Annotated in this window: 16 protein-coding genes and 1 pseudogene; 11 read left to right on the top strand and 6 right to left on the bottom strand. The window is 69.8% G+C overall.

The features are described 5' to 3' along the window. Both ABZ260_RS13630 and ABZ260_RS13625 read left to right on the top strand, forming a co-directional pair. Nucleotides 1-522, top strand: a pseudogene (locus tag ABZ260_RS13630) (hypothetical protein); the annotation flags it as partial. Nucleotides 523-615: 93 nt separating this feature from the next. Continuing rightward, nucleotides 616-2,169, top strand: coding sequence for an alpha/beta hydrolase (locus ABZ260_RS13625; protein ID WP_355616530.1), 1,554 nt, complete (start codon nucleotides 616-618; stop codon nucleotides 2,167-2,169). A 93-nt stretch (nucleotides 2,170-2,262) separates the two neighbouring features. Here ABZ260_RS13625 and ABZ260_RS13620 read toward each other — a convergent pair whose 3' ends face one another. Beyond that, the gene (locus ABZ260_RS13620) at nucleotides 2,263-4,068 is read right to left on the bottom strand and encodes a serine/threonine-protein kinase (protein WP_355616528.1); all 1,806 of its coding nucleotides are present in this window, start codon (nucleotides 4,066-4,068) and stop codon (nucleotides 2,263-2,265) included. A gap of 316 nt (nucleotides 4,069-4,384) precedes the next feature. Between ABZ260_RS13620 and ABZ260_RS13615 the strand changes: the two genes are divergently transcribed. The 9 genes from ABZ260_RS13615 (at nucleotide 4,385) to ABZ260_RS13575 (ending at nucleotide 12,734) form a co-directional block, all read left to right on the top strand. Next, on the top strand, nucleotides 4,385-4,690 hold the full coding sequence (locus ABZ260_RS13615; RefSeq protein WP_355560062.1) for a hypothetical protein: 306 nt from the start codon (nucleotides 4,385-4,387) through the stop codon (nucleotides 4,688-4,690). 10 nt (nucleotides 4,691-4,700) lie between these two features. After that, complete coding sequence (locus ABZ260_RS13610; RefSeq protein WP_355616526.1) at nucleotides 4,701-5,861, top strand: glutathionylspermidine synthase family protein; 1,161 nt, start codon at nucleotides 4,701-4,703, stop codon at nucleotides 5,859-5,861. 22 nt (nucleotides 5,862-5,883) lie between these two features. Further along, nucleotides 5,884-6,375, top strand: coding sequence for a DUF350 domain-containing protein (locus tag ABZ260_RS13605; RefSeq protein ID WP_355616524.1), 492 nt, complete (start codon nucleotides 5,884-5,886; stop codon nucleotides 6,373-6,375). A 232-nt stretch (nucleotides 6,376-6,607) separates the two neighbouring features. After that, nucleotides 6,608-7,717, top strand: a complete 1,110-nt coding sequence (locus ABZ260_RS13600; protein WP_051753216.1) for a helix-turn-helix domain-containing protein — start codon at nucleotides 6,608-6,610, stop codon at nucleotides 7,715-7,717. A 117-nt stretch (nucleotides 7,718-7,834) separates the two neighbouring features. Next, nucleotides 7,835-8,746: an ACP S-malonyltransferase gene (locus ABZ260_RS13595; RefSeq protein WP_355616522.1), complete on the top strand. Its 912-nt coding sequence runs from the start codon at nucleotides 7,835-7,837 to the stop codon at nucleotides 8,744-8,746. A 7-nt stretch (nucleotides 8,747-8,753) separates the two neighbouring features. Beyond that, nucleotides 8,754-9,710 carry a beta-ketoacyl-ACP synthase III gene (locus ABZ260_RS13590; RefSeq protein WP_355560050.1) on the top strand — a complete coding sequence of 319 codons (957 nt, stop codon included), beginning with the start codon at nucleotides 8,754-8,756 and terminating at the stop codon, nucleotides 9,708-9,710. Nucleotides 9,711-9,775: 65 nt separating this feature from the next. Continuing rightward, on the top strand, nucleotides 9,776-10,015 hold the full coding sequence (locus tag ABZ260_RS13585; protein WP_030920149.1) for an acyl carrier protein: 240 nt from the start codon (nucleotides 9,776-9,778) through the stop codon (nucleotides 10,013-10,015). A 51-nt stretch (nucleotides 10,016-10,066) separates the two neighbouring features. Continuing rightward, nucleotides 10,067-11,299: a beta-ketoacyl-ACP synthase II gene (gene fabF, locus ABZ260_RS13580; protein WP_355616520.1), complete on the top strand. Its 1,233-nt coding sequence runs from the start codon at nucleotides 10,067-10,069 to the stop codon at nucleotides 11,297-11,299. 13 nt (nucleotides 11,300-11,312) lie between these two features. Continuing rightward, nucleotides 11,313-12,734, top strand: coding sequence for a carboxyl transferase domain-containing protein (locus tag ABZ260_RS13575; protein WP_355616518.1), 1,422 nt, complete (start codon nucleotides 11,313-11,315; stop codon nucleotides 12,732-12,734). Nucleotides 12,735-12,892: 158 nt separating this feature from the next. On the opposite strand, the gene ABZ260_RS13570 is transcribed toward ABZ260_RS13575, so the two are convergent. The 5 genes from ABZ260_RS13570 to ABZ260_RS13550 form a co-directional block, all read right to left on the bottom strand. Continuing rightward, nucleotides 12,893-13,057 carry a hypothetical protein gene (locus ABZ260_RS13570; protein ID WP_355616516.1) on the bottom strand — a complete coding sequence of 55 codons (165 nt, stop codon included), beginning with the start codon at nucleotides 13,055-13,057 and terminating at the stop codon, nucleotides 12,893-12,895. 71 nt (nucleotides 13,058-13,128) lie between these two features. Next, entirely contained in the window at nucleotides 13,129-13,812 is a 684-nt protein-coding gene (locus ABZ260_RS13565; protein WP_355616514.1) for a phosphatase PAP2 family protein, read from the bottom strand. 335 nt (nucleotides 13,813-14,147) lie between these two features. Then, the gene (locus ABZ260_RS13560) at nucleotides 14,148-15,623 is read right to left on the bottom strand and encodes a pectate lyase (protein WP_355616532.1); all 1,476 of its coding nucleotides are present in this window, start codon (nucleotides 15,621-15,623) and stop codon (nucleotides 14,148-14,150) included. Between the two features lie 318 nt (nucleotides 15,624-15,941). After that, complete coding sequence (locus ABZ260_RS13555) at nucleotides 15,942-16,544, bottom strand: cadmium resistance transporter (protein WP_355616512.1); 603 nt, start codon at nucleotides 16,542-16,544, stop codon at nucleotides 15,942-15,944. 184 nt (nucleotides 16,545-16,728) lie between these two features. After that, nucleotides 16,729-17,109, bottom strand: a complete 381-nt coding sequence (locus ABZ260_RS13550; RefSeq protein WP_355616510.1) for a hypothetical protein — start codon at nucleotides 17,107-17,109, stop codon at nucleotides 16,729-16,731. Between the last annotated feature and the right edge of the window lie 116 nt (nucleotides 17,110-17,225).

The following is a 17,225-nucleotide window of genomic DNA, read 5'->3' as shown; positions in this document are numbered from 1 at the left end:
ACCTCTCCGGCCGGTCCCAGGGCATGGTCCGGCGGGAGTCCTCTCCCCACGCGCCCTCCAGGCCGATCTCGTCGCCCGCGAACACCATGGGCGTGGTCGGCCACCTCCTGGACGGAGCTGCGCCGCGACGCGCTCGCCGCCGAGGAGCACAACCTGCTCAACCCCGAGGCGGACAAGCGCGTGCCGTACGTCACGCAGGCGCTGTCGAAGGCCCAGGGGCCGTTCGTGGGCGTGAGCGACTACATGCGGGCGGTCCAGGACCAGATCGCCCAGTGGGTTCCCGGTGACTGGAGCTCGCTCGGCACCGACGGCTTCGGCCTGTCGGACACCCGGTCGGCGCTGCGCCGCCACTTCCACGTCGACGCGGCCTCGATCACCCTGGCCGTGCTCACCCAGCTGGTCGAGCGCGGTGAGCTCGACCCCGAGGTGCTGGGCGACGCCATCTCCATGTACCACTTGAAGAACGGCGTGACCGAGGCCGGGGGCGCCGAGAGCAACGACACCCAGTCCATGGGCGTGTGATCCTTTCCGGGCGGGTTCTCCTTTTCCATGGGGGCCCGCCCGGTTAGGGTGGAATCGCTTCCCCCGGCGAACGATTTCAGGGGGAGCTTTTTCATGGCAAGAATCCTTAGGGCGGCCGCGACGGTCGCGGCCCTGTCAACCGCGCTCGCCGCCTGCGGCAGCGGCGGTGGCGACGGAAACAGTGTCGCCGCGGGCACCTCCGCGCCGACCGCCACCACGTCGACGGCCGCGCCCTCGGGAACGATCGCCTGGGGCCCGTGCACCGACATCAAGCGACCCGGCGGCCAGCCTCCCGCGCAGTCCGAACGCGCGCAGCAGTGCGGGAAGCTCAAGGTCCCGCTCGACTACGCCAAGCCTGACGGCGACTCCATCGACATGGCCGTCATCCGCGTCAGGGCCTCGGGCCCCGGTAAGCGGATCGGCTCGCTGGTCTTCAACTTCGGCGGTCCCGGCGCCTCGGGCGTCGACACCCTCGCCCAGGCCGCCAAGGCCTTCACCAATCTGAACCGCCACTACGACCTGGTCAGCTTCGACCCCCGCGGGGTCGGCCGCAGTTCGGGCGTCCGGTGCGGCGGCAACGCGATGATGGACAAGTACACCTCGATGAACACCCTGCCCACCAACGACGCCGATCGCGCCGAGATCCGGCAGACCACCAAGGAGTTCGTGACGGCCTGCGGGCAGACCTCGGGCAAGCTGCTGCCCTATGTCGGCACGGTGAACGCCGCCGCGGACATGGACCGCCTCCGCGAGGCCCTGGGCGAGGAGAAACTGAACTACTTCGGCATCTCGTACGGGACGCAGCTCGGCGCGGTCTACGCGACCAGGTTCCCGAAGAACGTGGGCCGGTTCGTGCTGGACGCCCCGCTGGACCCGAGCGTGTCCCTGGCCGATCGCACGATGATCCAGACGAAGGGCTTCCAGCACGCCTACAACGCCTTCCTCAAGGACTGCGTGAAGGAACCCCGTCAGTGTGAGATCGGCACCGACGTGACCCTCGCCAACAAGAACGTCGTGAAACTCATGGACGACCTGAAGGACAACCCGCTCGAGGTCGGCGAGCGTACCCTGACGCAGGGACTGACGGGCACCGGCATCGCCGCCGCGCTGTACTCGGAGATGACCTGGCCGCTGCTCGATCAGGCGCTGGGCCAGGCGATCAAGGGGGACGGACGGATCATGCTGGCGCTGGCCGACAGCTACAACGGTCGCCTGCCCGACGGCAGCTACACGACGCTCATGAGCAGCTTCCCGGCGATCAGTTGCGTCGACACCGCGGAACGACCCACTCCCGGGGAAGTGGCCACGGTCGAGACCGAGACGATGAGGGTCTCCCCGCTGTTCGGCGGCAGCGGGATGGGCCTGACCTGCTCGATGTGGCCGGTTCCCGGCAGCGACGAGGCCAGGCGGGTCAACGCCACGGGCTCGGCCCCGATCGTGGTGATCGGCGGCACCGGCGACCCCGCCACCCCGTACGAGTGGGCTCCGAAACTGACCTCGGAACTCAGGACCGGCGTGCTGGTGACCTACAAGGGCGAGGGACACGGTGCCTACCTGTCCGGTGACGCCTGCATCGCGAAGGTGACCGACGCCTACCTGATCGACGGGAAGGTTCCCGCGAAGGGGATCACCTGCTCGAACCCCTGACGTGACCTTCCCCTGACCCCGCTGCCCATCGAGGTCATCCTGGCGACGCCTCCCGCGTTGCCAGGAGTCACCTGACCACTCGCGGGAGAGGGTCTAGCAGGTCTCCAGGCGGGGCAGCGCGGTCTCGAAGCGGAAGTCGACCCTGCCCAGGTGGCTTTTGAGCAGGTGTGCCAGGGTTCCGTCCGCGTACATGGACGTGATCACTTCGTTGATCTTCCGACAGGCCACCGGATCGCCGGTTCGAAGTGCCACACCGTACCGTTCCGAGGTGAGCCTGGCTCCGACGATCTTGACCTTGACGCCGCGCAGGCGGGCGCCGAAGCCGGCGATCAGCAGGTCGTCGCCGACCATGGCGTCGGCGCTGCCGTCGCCCACCTGGGACGCGCACTGGGCGGGATCACCTTTTGTCGGAACGAAGCCAACACCTCTGCCACGGATGATCGTGCCCGTGGTCTGCCCGGGCGACAGGCAGATCCTCTTGCCTCGCAGGTCCTTCAGCTTGTCGATCTTCGCATCGGCAAGGACGAGCACGTCGCGGTGGGCGACGTAGTACGGCCCGGCGAAGGCGACCCGGCTGCGGTCGGCGTCGTCGATCGAGAGGTTGGAGATCACCAGGTCGACCTTGCCCTTCTCGACCCACTCCTCCCTGTCCGAGTAGCCCACGGACACGAATCTGAGGCCGCCTTCGGGCACCGCCAGGGCCTTCGCCAGGTAGGCGGCCACGTCGGCCTCGAACCCGCGAGGCGGGTCGTCGCCCAGTGAGATCCCCGGCAGGCCGCCGCGGTAGCCCACCCGGAGCCTGCCGGTGGCCTTGATCCGATCGAGCAGTGGTGAGCCCGTGGAGACCTTCGTGACCTCGGCCGCGACCGAGGGGGTCGATGACGGCGGACGGGTGGGCTCGGCCCGCCCACCGGGCGGGAAACCGAACTGGACGGCCAGGAAGGCGCAGACCCCGCCGAGGACGGCGATCCCGCCGGCGATCGCGGCCCGCCTCCGGGTACGCCTGACCGGCCCCTCCGGCCGCGTCAGATCCACTGTGGCGGCCTGCACGCCCTCGGCCAGCACCTCCTCGGATGCCTCAGCCTCGTCCACCGGGTGGCCGAGCAGGCGTTTCAACAGCACGTCCGAGGTGGGCCTGAGCTTCTGGTCCTTGTTCAGGCAGGCGGCGACGAGATCACGCAACCCGTCGGGCAGGGCGCTCAGGTCGGCCTCGTGGTTGATGACACGGTTGAGCGTCGCCACGATCGTGTCGCTCCCGAAAGGAGCCTTTCCGGTGGCGGTGAAGACGATGGTCGAGCCCCAGGCGAACACGTCGGCGGGGAACCCCACCCGCTCTCCGGCGATCTGCTCGGGCGCCATGTAGGCAGGGGTGCCGACCGCGCGAGTAGTGATCGTCCCGCTCTCGTCAATGATCTTCGCGATGCCGAAGTCGACCACCCGGGGGCCGTCCGTGGCGAGCATGACGTTGTCGGGCTTGAAATCCCGGTGCGCGATGCCCGCGTGGTGGATCGCGGTCAGCGCGGTGGCGGTGCCGATGGCCAGGCGCTCCAGTGCCTCACCGGACAGCGGTCCGTCGCGCTCGACGACCCGGCGCAGCGACGGGCCCTCGATCAGCTCGCTCGCGATGTAGGGCGTCTCACCGTCGAGGTCGGCGTCGAGCACCCGGGCGGTGCAGAAGGGGGCCACCCGGCGAGCCGCCGCCAGCTCGCGGGCGAAGCGGGCACGCGCGTGGACCTCCTCGGTGAAGCGCACATGCAGCAGCTTGATGGCGGCGCGCTCGCCGCCCTCGGACTCCCCGAGGTAGACGACCCCCTGACCGCCCTCCCCCAGCCTGCCCGTGAGCGAGTACTCCCCCAGTCGCGGCGGATCCCCCGGCCGCAACGGTCTGATCTCCGGCACCGCGGACCCCTCGTTCCCTGCGCTTTGCCAGAACATTACACATCGGACGGGGAATGATCACCCTTCTTCGCCGGGCCGACCGGACGCGATCGCCCATGTGTGAGCAACGGTGATCCCCACCATGGCTCCATACGGCGGTTGAACCGACAAAACAGCATCGATAGCCTAGGCCGACGCATCTCATTGGAGCTCGATGGCCCAACCACCAAAACACCCGCAGGCCGCACCGCAGAATCTTCCCGGCAGACCACCCGCCAAGCCTTCGGGGTTCAAGGCTTCCAGGGCGGTCACCATCACCGGGATCAGCGTCGTCTCAATGCTTCTGGTCAGTTCCTGCTCCACGCAGCAGGACTACAAGGAGGTGGGCGCCGAGTGCGTCGACCTCAACAGCCGCCAGCCGGACGGCACGTACCAGGTGGTGGACGAGGATCTCTGCGACGACACCCGCTACCGCGGGTCACGGGGCGCCTACAGCTGGTACTACGGCGGCGTCAGGAGCGGCGCCCGCATCCGGCAGGGGACCACGCTGCGCCCCTCGGACGTCAAAATCACCAGCCGTAAGGGCACCGTGATCCAGCGGGGCGGCTTCGGCGGGCGCAGTGGGTCGGGTAGCGGGAGCTGATCCGGCACAGATGAGACGCGAGACCTCGCTCCCCCGCGCCGACTGGGAGAGCATCATCGAAGGCCACGGCCTGGCCTACCACCGCTCGGCACACCCCGAAGGTCTCACCCGCCCGTACTGGGACGAGACCGTGCAGTACGTCTTCTCCATGGACGAGATCCTGGACCTGGAGAACCAGGTCGAGGATCTGCACCGGATGTGCCTGCACGCCGTGGAGCACGTCATCGAGAAGAACCGCTACGCCGACTTCGCGATTCCGGACTGGGTGGCCCCGGAGATCGCCGCCTCCTGGGAGCGGAACGACCCGCACCTGTTCGGCCGGTTCGACCTGCGCTACGACGGGACCGGTCCGGCCAAGATGCTGGAGTACAACGCCGACACCCCCACCAGCCTGCTGGAGAGCTCGGTGGTGCAGTGGTTCTGGCTGCGTGACCGCTACCCCGACGACGACCAGTGGAACTCCATCCACGAACGACTGATCGCCAGGTGGCAGCAGATCTCGACCGGCCTGCCCACCGGGCCCACGCACTTCGCCTGGACCAACATGGACACCTCGGGCGAGGAGGCGATGACCCTCGCCTACCTGCAGGAGACCGCCGACCAGGCCGGCCTCAAGACCGTCGCGGTGGCCATGGAGGACATCGGCTGGGACGACCTCAACCTCCGCTTCGTCGACATGGAGCGCCGGGTGATCCGCTCGCTCTGCAAGCTGTACCCGTGGGAGTGGGCGGTCGCCGATCCGTTCGGCACACGGGCGGTGCGCCAGCAGGTCTCGATGACCTGGATCGAGCCGCTGTGGAAGATGCTGCTGTCCAACAAGGCGCTGCTCGCGGTGCTCTGGGAGCTGTATCCGGACCACCCGAACCTGCTGCCCGCCTATCTCGACGGCCCCCGCGACATGTTCTCGTACATCGCCAAGCCGCTGCTCGGCCGCGAGGGCGCGAACATGCGGATCGTCGCCCCCGGCGAGCGCGTCGAGACCTCGGGCGGCTACGGCGCCGAGGGGCACGTCTACCAGGAGTTCCAGGCACTGCCCGTCTTCGACGGCTGGCGTCCCGTGCTCGGCGCCTGGGTGGTCCACGACGAGGCGGCGGGTGTCGGCATCCGCGAGACCTCAGGGTTCATCACCGACGACACATCGTCATTCGTTCCGCACCGCATCGAGCTCTGAGTCCTGGAAAGAGAATCAAGCCATGAGTCCCACCCCCATCCCGACCGTGACACTCCTGCCCCCCGCGCCCGGCGGCGAGGCGCTCTCCCTCGCCGAGATCCTCGGGCGCGGCGCGCTCGCGATCGCCTCCTACGCCGCCCTCGGCGTGATCCTGCTGATCATCGGCTTCTACGTGATCGACATGGCCATTCCCGGCAAGCTCAGCCGGCTGATCAAGGAGGAGCGCAACCCCAACGCCACGCTGCTGGCCAGCTCTGGGCTGGCCGCCGTCGGGCTGATCGTCGCGGCCTCCATCTGGTCCTCCGGCGGCGCCCTGCAGGAGGGCCTGCTCGCGACGCTGGTCTTCGGCCTGGTCGGCATCGCCGTACAGACCGTGGCGATGATCGCGTTCGACAGGGTGGCGGGAATCTCGGTGCGCGTTCTGGTCAAGGAGCCGGAGCTCCAGCCGGGCGCCCGGCTGCTGGCGGTCACCCACCTGGCCATCGGACTGATCACCGCCGTCGCGGTCGTCTGAGCGCGGTCGCGTCCACCACGGGGGACCCGGTCGTACCGGACGTACAGGATCGAGGGGCGCGCGCCGTCGGGGACCATGGCCGACGCATCTCCGACGACCTGGCACTCTTAGTGGCGTGAGGGAACGGAGCGAGCGAGCGGTCAGGCACAGCGACGTCGTGACCGGGTCGGACGGGAGGGATCCCGATCCCGACCGGGTCAGGGAGGACACCACGCGCCGGCTGGAACGGGCCATGGGCACGCTGAGCACGGCCGCCATGTCCCGGATGGACGACCGGCTGATGTGGTTTCGCGCGCTTTCCGCAGAGGACAGGTCCTGGGTCGGGCTGGTCGCCCAGGCCGGGATCGCCGCCTTCGTGGAGTGGTTCCAGCACGCCGGCGAGGGCCGCCCGACGCCCAGCATCGAGTTCTTCGGCACCGCGCCCAGGGAGCTGAAGCGGTCCATCTCGCTGCAGCAGACGGTCGACATCGTGCGGGTCGTGGTCGAGGTGGTCGAGGCACAGACCGAGGAGCTGGCGGCGCCCGGCGGCGATGACCAGCTCCAGCAGGCGATGCTCCGCTACACCCGCGATGTCGCGTTCGCCGCCGCGCAGGTGTACGCGCGGGAGGCCGAGGCGCGCGGCGCCTGGGACGCGCGGCTGGAGGCGCTGATCGTGGACGCCCTGGTCAGGGGGGAGGTCGACGACGGCCTGCACTCCTGGGCCGCCGCGCTCGGCTGGACCTCCACTCCCGTCGTGGTGCTGGCGGGACAGACGCCCGACGACGACCCGCAGGCGGTGATAGACGCACTGCGCGATCGGGGCCGCAGGTCCGGTCTGGACATGCTGGCCGGGGTGCAGGGCGACCGGCTGATCGTGATCGTGGGCGGCGCGGACAGCGTCGCCGCCGCGGCCAGGCACGTGGTGCCGCGTTTCGGAAACGGGCCGATCGTGATCGGGCCCGAGGTCGCGGACCTGCACTCGGCCGCCAGATCCGCGCGGGCGGCGATGGCCGGGCTGCGGGCGGCCGCGGGGTGGCCGGACGCGCCCAGGCCGGTCCACGCCGAGGATCTGCTGGCCGAGCGGGCCCTCGACGGTGACGCCGACGCCAGGGCGCAGCTGATCGAGAACGTCTACCAGCCGCTGATCGGCACGCCACTGCTCGACACCCTGGCGACCTACCTGGAACAGGGCACCTCCCTGGAGGCGACGGCCAGGCTGCTGTTCGTCCACCCGAACACGGTGCGCTACCGTCTGCGTAAGATCACCGAGCTGACCGGCTACCAGCCGACGGAGGGGCGATCCGCCTTCACTCTGCAGGTGGGGCTGATCCTCGGACGCCTATCGGAAACGCCGGTGACATAGCAGGCTTTACTTAACTTCCACGAAACCCCCACTGTAGGTTCCCTACAAAAAAGTGGGGACAAACTTCGTCTGGATCTCTATCCGAGTATTGAACCTCTACAGGGCAGGCTGGATTTCGTGCTCGTCATCGTCGCTCCGGGCCAGGGTGCCCAGACTCCAGGCTTCCTCAGTCCATGGCTCGAACTACCGGGCTTGGCCGACCGGCTGACCGCTTGGTCGGAGTTGGCCGGACTCGATCTGATCGCCTACGGGACCATCGCCGACGCGGACGAGATCCGTGACACCGCCGTCGCGCAGCCCCTGCTCGTGGCCGCCGGACTGGCCATCGCCGAGGTCCTGGGGGCCTCTCCCGACATCGTCGCCGGGCACAGCGTGGGCGAGTTCACCGCCGCCACCCTGGCCGGGGTGCTCACGCCCGCACAGGCCCTCGGCCTCGTCCGTGAGCGCGGCCAGGCCATGGCCAAGGCCGCGGCCATCGCCGAGACCGGCATGTCCGCCGTCCTCGGCGGGGTCGAGGAGGAGGTCCTCGCGGCCATCGCGGCCAACGGGCTCACTCCCGCCAACGTCAACGGCGCCGGGCAGATCGTCGCCGGCGGCACGCTGGAGCAGCTGGCGGCCTTCAAGGCGGAGCCGCCCGCCCGCGCCCGGGTGATCCCGCTGTCGGTCGCCGGCGCGTTCCACACCACGCACATGGCCTCCGCCGTCGACAGCCTGCGTGAGGCCGCCTCGGGCCTCACCCCGGCCGACCCCGCCGTCACCCTGCTGTCCAACAGCGACGGCGCGGCGGTCACGAGCGGCGCCGACTTCCTGGAGCGTCTGGTCACCCAGGTCGCCAACCCGGTGCGCTGGGACGCCTGCATGGCCACGATGGCCGAGCGCGGCGTCACCACCATGATCGAACTTGTCCCCGGCGGCACGCTCACCGGCCTGGCCAAGCGTGCTCTGCGCGGGGTGACGACCGTCGCCCTGAAGACCCCCGACGATCTGGGAGCCGCACGAGCCGCTCTCCAGTCGAATGAGGAGCGGTGACAGAGGTATGAAGACCCCTCAGGGTTCTCCGGGCGCGAAGATCCTGGCCTTCGGCCACTACCAGCCTGCCCAGGTGGTCACCAACGACGACCTGTCCGCGACCATGGAGACCGACGACGCCTGGATCCAGAGCCGGGTCGGCATCAAGGAGCGCCGGATCGCCCCGGACAGCGAGTCGGAGATCGACCTGGCCGTGCAGGCGGGCGGCAAGGCGCTCGCCGCGAGCGGCCTGTCGGTCTCCGACATCGACCTGGTGATCGTCGCCACCTGCACGCTGGAGACCCAGATCCCCAACGCCGCCGGCCGGGTGGCCACGCGGCTGGGCATCGACGCTCCCGGCGCGTTCGACGTCAACACCGCCTGCTCCGGCTTCTGCTACGCGCTCGCGGTCGCCAACGACGCGATCCGCGCGGGCTCGGCCACCAACGTGCTCGTCGTCGGCACCGAGAAGCTCTCCCAGTGGATCGACTGGACCGACCGCGCCACCGCGGTGATCTTCGCCGACGGCGCGGGCGCGGCGGTCGTCGGCCCCTCCGACACCCCGGGGATCGGTCCCGTGGTCTGGGGCAGCGCCGGTGACAAGTTCGACGCGATCATCATCAAGGACCGCGACTCCTTCCTGCATCAGGAGGGCCAGACCGTGTTCCGCTGGGCGACCACCGCGCTCCACCCCGTCGCCAGGGAGATCTGCGAGCGTGCCGGGGTGGATCCCGCCGACCTCGCGGCCTTCGTGCCCCACCAGGCCAACCTTCGCATCATCGAGACGATCGCCCGCAAGCTCGGTGCCGAGAACGCCGTCATCGCCAAGGACATCGTCCTGGCGGGCAACACCTCGGCCGCCTCGATCCCCCTTGCCCTGTCCCGGATGATCGAACGCGGCGAGGTCCAGTCCGGCGGGCTCGCCCTGCTGCTGGGCTTCGGCGCGGGCCTGACCTATGCCGGTCAGGTCATCGAGATCCCCTAGAACTTCCGCGCGGCCCCGCCGCACGGAAAGCCAGAAGAAAACCCATTTCAAGGAGAACACGCGACATGGCTCTGACCGAGCAGGAGATCCTCGCCGGCATTGGCAAGATCGTCAACGAGATCACCGGAATCCCGGCCTCCGAGGTCACTCCGGAGAAGAGCTTCGTCGACGACCTCGACATCGACTCGCTGTCCATGGTCGAGATCGCCGTCGCCGCCCAGGACGAGTTCGGCGTGGAGATCCCGGACGACCAGCTCAAGCACCTCAAGAACGTCAAGGACGTCATCAACTTCATCCAGAACTGAGACGTCTCGATCCTTACCCCTAAGACCAGCGATTCACAAGGAGCGCAGAACGTGAGTACAGGCCAGGTACGTGTCGTCGTCACCGGGCTCGGCGCGACGACGCCTCTCGGTGGAGACGTCGCCTCGACCTGGTCGGCGCTCCTCGCCGGTCAGTCCGGGGTACGCGACATCACCGAAGACTGGGTCGACTCCGTCCCGGTGAAGTTCGCCGCCTTCGCCGCGGTGGACCCGACCGAGGTCCTGCCTCGGCCGGAGGCCCGGCGGCTGGACCGGACCGAGCAGTTCGCACTGGTCGCGGCCCGTGAGGCATGGGCGCACGCCGCGATCGACAAGGTCGACCCCGAGCGGCTCGGTGTCGTCGTGGGCAGCGGTATCGGGGGCATCACCACGATCCTCGCCGCCTACGACACCTTCAAGGAGAAGGGCTGGCAACGGCTCTCACCGTTCACCGTGCCCATGCTGATGCCGAACGGCGCGGCGGGCTGGATCGGCATCGAGGTCGGCGCCCGCGCCGGCGTCCATGCCACCGTGAGCGCCTGCGCCACCGGCGCCGAGTCGATCGGGTACGCCATCGAGATGATCCGCTCCGGCCGGGCCGACGTGGTCGTGGCGGGCGGCACCGAGGCCGCCATCCACCCGCTGAACATCGGCTCCTTCGCCGCCATGCGTGCCATGTCGACCCGTAACGACGAGCCCCAGCGCGCCTCCCGGCCCTGGGACAAGGGCCGTGACGGGTTCGTCCTCGGCGAGGGCGCCGGCATCCTGGTGCTGGAGTCGGAGGAGCACGCCCGTATGCGTGGCGCCACGATCTACGCGGTGGCCGCCGGGGTCGGGTACTCGGCCGACGCCCACCACATCGCCCAGCCCGAGCCGACCGGGGCCGGGGTCATGCTCGCCATGCGCCGCGCCCTGGAGAACTCCGGCCTCACGGGCGGCGACATCAAGCACGTGAACGCGCACTCCACCTCCACTCCCGCCGGCGACGTGGTGGAGACGGTCGCGATCAAGGAGGTCATCGGCGACCACCCGCTGGTCAGCGGCACCAAGTCGATGACCGGTCACCTGCTCGGCGGTGCCGGCGGCATCGAGTCCGTCTTCACGGTCCTCGCACTTCACGAGCGGCTCGCACCCGGAACGATCAACGTGGACGACCTCGACGACAGTGTCGAGGTGGACATCGTGCGCGCTGAGCCACGTGCTCTGCCCGATGGCCAGATCGCCGCGATCAACAACTCCTTCGGGTTCGGCGGGCACGACGTCGCCGTGGCCTTCACCAGCGTCTGACAGGGAGCTCGTGATGACTGTGCTCGACAGCGGGGTGGTGAGCGAGGCCTCCGAACAGGAGCCCCTTGATCCCCGTGACCCCCAGGTGCGCCTCTCCGCTCTGCTCGACGAGGGCTCGCTCCGGCTGATCTCGCCGGTCGACCGCAGCGGCATGCTCGCCGCGACGGGCCGGGTGGAGGGCGTGCCGGTCGTCGCGTTCGTCAGCGACGCCCGCGTGCAGGGCGGTGCGATGGGCAGCGAGGGGTGCGAGCACATCGTGCACGCCTACGATGTCGCGGTCCGCGAGCGGGTCCCGATCATCGGCGTCTGGCACTCCGGCGGTGCCCGCCTCGCCGAGGGCGTCGAGTCGCTGCACGCGGTCGGCCGCGTCTTCGCCGCGATGACCCGCGCCTCAGGCGTGATCCCGCAGTTGTCCGTTGTCGTGGGCCCCGCCGCAGGCGGCGCCGCGTACGGCCCGGCGCTGACCGACATCGTGATCCTGGCCGACGAGGGCCGTATCTTCGTCACCGGTCCCGACGTGGTCCGCAGCGTCACCGGCGAGCAGATCGACATGGCCGGCCTGGGGGGCCCCGAGCCGCACAGCAAGCGCAGCGGCGTCGTCCACGTGGTCACCAAGACCGAGACGGAGGCCTACGTGCAGGCCCGCCGCCTCGCGGTGCTCCTCGGCCACCAGGGCCGGGTGCGCACCGAGGTCGAGGAGGTCGACTTCTCCGGCCTGCTGCCCGAGAACGTGCGCCGCGCCTACGATGTGAAGCCGCTCGTGGCGGGCCTGCTCGACGAGCCGGGCGTGGAGCTGCACGCCAAGTGGGCGCCCAACATCGTCACCACCCTGGGCCGTCTCGGAGGCCGGACCGTGGGCGTGGTGGCCAACAACCCGATGCGCCTGGGCGGCTGCCTAGACTCCGCCTCGGCGGAGAAGGCCGCGCGGTTCGTCCGGATGTGCGATGCCTTCGGGGTGCCGCTGGTCGTCCTGGTCGACGTCCCCGGCTACCTGCCGGGCGTCGGACAGGAGCACGACGGTGTGGTCCGCCGCGGCGCCAAACTCCTGCACGCCTTCGCCGAGGCCTCCGTGCCGCGGATCACCCTGGTGACCAGGAAGGCGTACGGCGGCGCCTACATCGCCATGAACTCCCGCTCGCTGGGCGCGACCAAGGTGTTCGGCTGGCCGACGACCCAGATCGCGGTCATGGGTGCGGTCGCCGCGGTCCGCATCCTCAAGCGCCGCGAGCTCGCCGCCGCCCCCGAGGAGGAGCGCGCCGCCCTGGAGAGCAGGCTCGCCGAGGAGCACGAGGTCCTCGCCGGCGGTCTCGATCGGGCCATCGAGCTCGGCGTGATCGACGAGGTCATCAAGCCCGGGGAGACCCGGGGCGCCATCGCCAGGGTCCTGGCCAAGGCGACCCCCGCCCGAGGCGCGCACGGCAACATTCCGCTCTGAACGTGGCTCGTCGTGCCCCCACCCGGCCCCTTCGGGTGGGGGCACCGTTGCGCGTGGGGAGAGCCCGAAAAGTTTTTGATCTTGCTGTCATGGGGTGTGGCATCCGGTCCGACCTGTAGCCCCCTCACGCGTGACACCCCAGCCCCTCCGCGAGGGTGTCACGCCCAGCAGTGCCCGCCAGACGACGAACAGAGAGTGGCGGCGTAGTGCTCGGGGCCGGCGCCGTGCTGCTCTCTGGCGAAGGTGAGGCCGAGCCCGGCGTAGAAGTCTCGGCAGTCGTCGAACTGTTCGGTGTAGATGACGATCAGGTTGGCGTGGATCATGTCAACTGCCGCGAGAAGGTCAGTGCGCGATCCGAACGGTCGGTGGCGGTAGCCCAGCGCTCTTTCACCCGCTACCGCCACGGGCCGTCTCGTCGTTGCCCAAGCCTGGCCACGATGGCGCGGCCGAGTAGTCCCAGCCCAAGACCGAGTGCCCAACCGGCGATCGCGTCACTGGGCCAGTGGTAGCCCAGCGCCACCGTCGCCGCCGCGACGCCGACGGCCAGCACGTGCGCTGCGCCGGCCAGGTACCGCCCGCCGTCGCCCTGCACCAGGGTGGCGCTCACCAGCAGACAGGCCGCACCCAGCGCGGCATGCCCGGAGGGAAACGACTGCCCGGCCGCGAACAGCAGATCGCCACCCGAGCCAGGAGGCGTGCGCCCGAGCGCCTGCTTGAACAACCAGACCAGCGCGCTGGTCACAGCGAGCCACCCGCCGACAGCCGCCACCAGCAGCAGATCGCGCCGCCGCCAGGCCGCTACCACGGCCGCGATCATCACCAGGGAACCGACCAGCCAGAACTGGCCGCCGACCACGATCACCCGCCAGGCCACGTGCGGCCAGCCGGTCGCCCGCAGCCCGTCGAGGCCCAGCATCACGTGCTGATCCCAGCGCCGCAGCGGGCCGGCGGCGAGCACATCGGCCGTGCTCACCACGACGACGACCACGGCCAGGCCGCACAGTGCCGCGCTCGGCCGCCACCTCGCCAGGCCGAGCACGCCGTCACGCGAAATCCGCCACCAGCGCCTGAAAGTCATGAGTTCGAGGTGAGGCCCTTGCTGGTTGCCGACGAGAAGGAGGGGACGCGGCGGGCGTGCCAGGCGCGAGCCGAGACCGTCTTGGGGCGGGAACATCATGCCTGTCGGTCTGGGTCGCCTCGGACGCCGTAGCGCGCTCAACGCGCCATCCAGTGTATGGCCCGGCTTCGCTCCAGGCCCCCGGGCCCGCCGCCCCGAGCTCCTGGCGCGCATCGAGGCACCCAACCCGCATGAGACCGCGCGCAGGCCGTCCGAAGCCGAAGGGCGGGGCCCGTCAGTTGGACGGACCCCGCCCCCGTTCCGGGCGATCGGTGGCGGACGGTGGGACCGGCCCGCTACCCGGCGTAGGTCTCGAACTCGGCGACCTTCGGCGCACCGGTCGAGCCGGTGATCTTGAAGGTGATCTTGCTCAGTGAGGTCGCGGCGAAGGTGATGGTGCCCGCCCCGCTGCCGGATTTCAGGACGGTGCCGGTGGTGCCGTTGACGAGCTGCCAGGACCCGATGCCGCCCGCGGAGCCTGACTCCTCACGGATGACGACCCTGGACACCGTCTTGGCGGAACTCCACTTGATCGAGATGTCACCGGTCGAGCCGGCCGGCGACCAGTAGGTGCTCAGGTTGCCGTCGCGCACGTTGCCGTAGCTCGTCCCGTCGGCCTTGCTGGAGCCGTCGGAACCGGCCCCGATGCTGAGGTTGGTCCCGCCGGGCGAAGGGGTGATCGTGGGCGTGGGGGTGGGAGTCGGCGTCACCGTGGGCGTGGGTGTGGGTGTCTGTGGCGAGCAGCTGCCGTTCGACACCCGCAGCCCCTTGTTGGCGCCCGCCGTCTGGCGGACGATGTCCGGCACGCAGCTCGCCCCGTCGAGGCTGTAGGAGTACGGGACGCTGACGGTGGTGTTGGACTGCGGGTTGGGTCCGGCGGGGGCGTTGTCGCTGCCGGGGGCCGACCAGGTCACGTTGTCGAAGATGTTGCCGGCGACCTGCCAGTAGCCGGCCTCGCTGGTGTAGAAGGTGCCCAGGACGTCCTTGGAGTCCTTGAAGTAGTTGTTCTCCACCTTGGCGCGGGCCCCGGCCCGGGAGTTGATGCCGGACTCGTGGAGGTTCACGTAGGAGTTGTTGTAGATGTGGGCTATGCCGCCACGCAGCAGGGGTGTGCGGGAGTCGATGTTCTCGTACAGGTTGTGGTGGAAGGTGATGAAGCCGTTCGAGCGGTCGCTCTCGCTGGACCCGATGAGCCCGCCGCGGCCGGAGTTGCGCAGGGTGCTGTAGGACAGGGTCACGTACTGGGTGTCGTCCTTCATGTCGAAGAGGCCGTCGAACCCCTCCGACTCCCCGCCCGAGGCCTCCAGGGTGACGTGGTCGACCCAGACGTTGCGGACGGTGCTCTCCATGCCGATGGCATCGCCGCCGTTGGAGGTGGGCGAGCCCGACTTCTTGACGTTGCGGACGGTGACGTTCTGGATGATGATGTTGCTGGAGTCGCGGATGTGGATGCCCAGCTGGTCGAAGACGGCCCCGTTGCCGACCCCGATGATCGTGACGTTGCTGATCTGCTTGAGTTCGATCACGCCGGCGGCGGTGTTGCAGCTTGCGCCCGACACCTTGCCGGTGTTGCCGTGATTGATGGTCCCCTCAACCTCGATGATGATCGGGGTGCTGCTGCCGGCCCGGCCGCACAGGGCCGCGTGGATCGCGGTCCCCGTGGTGGCCCGCACCGTCTGCCCGCCCGCACCGCCGGTGGTCCCGCCGTTGCCGGTCGCGTAGCCGGTGGCGCTGCCGACCGCCGCCGACGCCTGGATCGGCGGCACAGCCACACCGACCGCGGCCGCGGAGGTGCCGAGTGCCCACCCGGACACGGCGACCGCGCCGGCGATGGCGACCGCGGCGGCCCTCCTGTCGAACCTGTTTTTCACAGCCGAACTCCTTGCTGGTCCGGCAGGCCTGAGTGACCTGCGCTCCGGATTCCCCCCAGCGAGTGCGCACCGCTCACATGTGTGAACACGTCCGTGTTGGCGGACAGTCACACCATAGGAAAGCGCTTTCCAGCTGTCAATGAACCGTGAAACTTTCGTTTCGTGACCTGACGGCGAGGGGTTGCGCCGCGAAATCCCCGAGGACCCGCACGCGCCTGCTCACAGGCCGAAGGCGCCGCCTTCGATGAGGATGAGCGCGCCGATGGCGATCAGGACCACGGGTAGCAGGATGTGGCCCCAGCGGCTGAGGGTCTTGGCGATGACCGGGTGGGTGGCGAAGAACCGCCCGGCCAGGCACCACACGGCGATCAGCAGGAGGAAGACCACGACGTACACGCTCATCCCGCCGATGCCCTCGGTGGCGAAGACCGGCACGTAGACGCCGATGTTGTCGCCGCCGTTGGCGAAGGTGACCGCGGCGACCGCCGGCACGCCCGGCCCGCCGGAGGCGGCCCCACCCTCCTTCTCACCCTCCCCGTCGCGGTGGTTCCTCCAGGCCTGCCAGGCGGCCTTGAGACCGAGGGCGAGCGGGAGCAGGCCCAGGTAGGGGATGACCGCCTCAGGCAGGAACGTCGCCCCGAATCCGGCGGCGACGGCCACGACCAAGATGGCGGCGAAGCCGAGATACTGACCGGCCACGATCCGCAGGGTCGAGCCGCGGTGCCCGGCGCCCTGGGCGAAGAACAGCGCCAGGATCAAGATGTCGTCGATGTTGGTGACGGCGAACAGGCCGGCCGCCTGGCCGATGATGCCGACGTTCATGACCGCATCGCCCCTTCGCCGGCGGGGCGGCGAGGGCCGGCGAAACGATCGCAGCTGCTGCCATGGCGGGCACGGCGGAACTCGGAGGGTGAATGCATGATCAACCTTGAGGTGTTTTCGAACGGTCAGGGCACGACGTGGTGCCGTCCGGCCATCTGGGCCGGGCGGCACCACGAGCGGCCCGTCAGCAGCGAAGGACCTGCAAGGCAGACAGCGAGGGCCGCAACGCGGCCAGGGCGCTGCCCTTTGGCGCCCACTCCCCGGGCGGCCTGGCCCTGTCGGGATCGGGCAGGGCGGTGCTCGCCAGGCAAAAGGCGTCTCGGCCGGCGGCCGGAGGGTGGGCACCGGGTGTGTCTCGCGGCGCCATGGCCACCTCGTCAGAGGCGGCCATGGGCCGGGCGGGGTCATCGCGCGAGAGATGGGACAGGAACACTTGCCCCGCCTGGGCACCGACGGCCGGGGAAGCGGCCGCGCTCGCGGAGGAGGTGAACGGGTCGGGCATGACGAGGTACACCAGGAGCGCGACGGCCTGTAGCACGAGGACCGCCCGTCTCCATCGCCTCACTGAGTTCTCTCCAGGCCTGCCGTGCCCGTCTCATCGCGGCTCGTCGCGGCGACCGTACAGCATCGTAGGGACATATCGCCCCTGGCGGCACCTCGCCTGCGCCATTCCAGCCGGCG

This window comes from Streptosporangium sp. NPDC006013 (assembly GCF_040614275.1).
GTDB lineage: Bacteria > Actinomycetota > Actinomycetes > Streptosporangiales > Streptosporangiaceae > Streptosporangium.
The sequence above is the reverse complement of the archived record's forward strand: the minus strand, read 5'-3'. Positions and strand labels throughout refer to the sequence as shown.